The organism is Longimicrobium sp., assembly GCF_036554565.1.
GTDB lineage: Bacteria > Gemmatimonadota > Gemmatimonadetes > Longimicrobiales > Longimicrobiaceae > Longimicrobium.
This window is the reverse complement of sequence record NZ_DATBNB010000074.1, coordinates 1-2,567: the sequence shown is the minus strand read 5'-3', so window position 1 is coordinate 2,567 and position 2,567 is coordinate 1. Positions and strand designations below refer to the sequence as shown.

The 2,567-nt window shown below is 72.2% G+C and carries 1 protein-coding gene and 1 pseudogene; both read left to right on the top strand.

Annotated features, from left to right (window positions below; all coding sequences use genetic code 11):
* Nucleotides 1-139: 139 nt before the first annotated feature.
* Nucleotides 140-1,609, top strand: coding sequence for a glycoside hydrolase family 3 protein (locus tag VIB55_RS02075; protein ID WP_331875003.1), 1,470 nt, complete (start codon nt 140-142; stop codon nt 1,607-1,609).
* Between the two features lie 724 nt (nt 1,610-2,333).
* Nucleotides 2,334-2,567: pseudogene (locus tag VIB55_RS02070) on the top strand (AmpG family muropeptide MFS transporter); the annotation flags it as partial.

The window sequence follows — 2,567 nt, the reverse complement described above, 5'->3', positions numbered from 1 at the left end:
TGGGGATGGGGGGCGGCCGCGGACGGCGCCACAGCCCGTCGCAGCGCGATCGAATTCTCCCCTCTCCGCACGCAGTGTGTGCGGGGAGGGGCCGGGGGAGGAGCCTCCCCGCCAGACGACAACGACAGAATCGGAATCGATGAGCTACGAGGGTCTGAACGTCGCGCGGCTGCTGCTGCCGGCGGTCCGCTGGAGCAGCGAGAACGGCTGGGACGGGTACCGCGACGCCATCGAGCGCGGGCTGGAGATGGGCGTGGGCGGGTTCATCCTGTTCGGCGGCCCGGTGGACGCGGTGCGCGCGCTCACGTCGGAGTTGCACAGCCGCTCGCGCCACGCCCTGCTGATCGCCAGCGACCTGGAGCGCGGCGCCGGACAGCAGTTCCGCGGCGCCACGCCGCTGCCCCCCGCCGCCGCCATCGGGTGGCTGAACGATGCCGCCGTCACCGAGCGCGCAGGCGAGCTGACGGCGCGCGAGGCGCGGGCGCTGGGCGTCAACTGGATCTACGCCCCCGTGGCCGACGTGGACCTGGAGCCCGAGAACCCCATCATCGGCGTGCGGGCGTTCGGGACCGATCCGGACAACGTGGCGCTGCACGTGGCGGCCTGGGTGCGGGGGTGCGCGCGCGGCGGCGCCCTGTCGTGCGCCAAGCACTTTCCCGGGCACGGCCGCACCGTCGGCGACTCGCACGTGGAGAAGCCCACCGTACGCGTGGACCGCGCGGCGCTGGAAAAGGACCTGGCTCCTTTCCGCTCGGCCTCGCGGGCGGGGGTGGACTCGGTGATGACGGCCCACGTGGCCTATCCCGCGCTCGACCCCGGCGGGCAGCCCGCCACGTTGTCGACTCGCATCCTGGTGGACCTATTGCGCGAGGAGATCGGCTTTGCGGGGCTGGTGGTGACCGACGCCATCATCATGGAGGGGCTGACGGAGGGTGGCAGCGAGGCGACGGCGTCGGTACAGGCGCTGGCCGCCGGCTGCGACGTGCTGCTGTATCCGCAGGATGCCGAGGCGGTGATCCGCGAGGTGCAGGCGGCGATCGGTGACGGGCGGCTGAGCCGCGAGCGGGTGGAGGATGCGCTGAACCGCACCGCCGCCGCCGCGGAGAAGTACGCCAGCGCTCCCGAGGGCGGCTGCGGCGGGGACGACGACCGGCGCTGGGCGCTGGACATCGCCGTTCGCTCGCTCCGGGTCTGCCGCGGGACGCCGGAACTGCCCTCGCGCGTGCGGCTGGAAGAGGTGGAGGACGACCTGGGTGGCCCCTGGCCTCCGTATCCACGGGACGCATTTCCCGCGTCCCTCCGCGCAGCGGGGATTGAGATCGCGGAGGACGGCGCGCCGCTGGTGGCGGTGTACTCCGACATCCGCGCGTGGAAGGGCCGGCCGGGCATCTCGGCCGCGGCGCAGCAGAAGGTGCGCGCGATCACCGAGGCGCACCCGGACGCGACGGTAGTCCTGTTCAGCCACCCGCGCCTGGCGCACGAGCTTCCCACCGCGCGCCACCTGCTGGCGGCCTGGGGCGGCGAGGCCATCATGCAGCAGGCCGTGGTTGCGTGGTTGACGGGGACGGAGGGTGGGCTGGTGGAACTGGCGAGCGGCCTGGACCGGTAGGGAGGCCCCACCCCCGGCCCCTCCCCCACGCAAACTACGCCGAGAGAGGGGGGACTTCGGTCGGGGTTCGACGGGTTGCGGGCGCATGCCGCGGGTGCCCCCTCTCCCCGGCCCTCTCCCCCGCAAACGGCGCGGGAGAGAGGGGGAACTTCGATCGGGGTTCGACCGGCTGCTGACGCATGCCGCGATAGCCCCCTCTCCCCGGCCCTCTCCCCCGCTTCGCAGGGGAAAGGGAGAATTCGACTGCGCGCCCGCGGGTCGGCGCCTGCTGTCATCCCGATGGAGCGACCGCCCCGAACCGGCCCGTGCACGGCAGTTCGCAGCGACTGAGGGATCCGCCACACACTCGGCAGGACGCTCGATCGTTCTCTTCGATCCAGTCGCGTGTGTTCGGCGGACGAGAAGAAACAGGATCGTGCTTGCAGCGTGTGGAGCGGCTCCGCCGGTGTGTGGCGGATCCCTCGGTCGCTGCGGATCGCGTCGAGGCGAGATCTACGGCGTGGCCGCTCCGTCGGGATGACAGAAGCGCGGCGGCAGGTGTGGCGTGCGTGCAGGTGAGGCCCCGGTCGGCGGCGCGAGCGGCGTCGGTTCGGGGCTTTTCCGCGTCTGGTGCCGAACTTGCGACCCCGCGCCCCAGGCACTCACACAGCCCCCGCGAACCCACATCGCCGTGAACCAGCCACACGCGTCCCGGTCCGTCTTCAGCGTCTTCGGACAGCGAAAGATGGCCGCGCTGCTCGTCCTGGGGTTCTCCTCCGGGATGCCGCTGTTCCTGACCAGCAAGACCCTGCAGGCCTGGATGAAGGTGGAAGGCGTGGACCTGGCCACCGTGGGCCGGGTGAGCTGGCTGGCGCTGCCCTACACCCTCAAGTTCCTGTGGGCGCCCATCCTGGACCGCTACATCCCGCCCTTCCTGGGCCGACGGCGCGGCTGGCTGCTGATCACGCAGGTGTTCCTG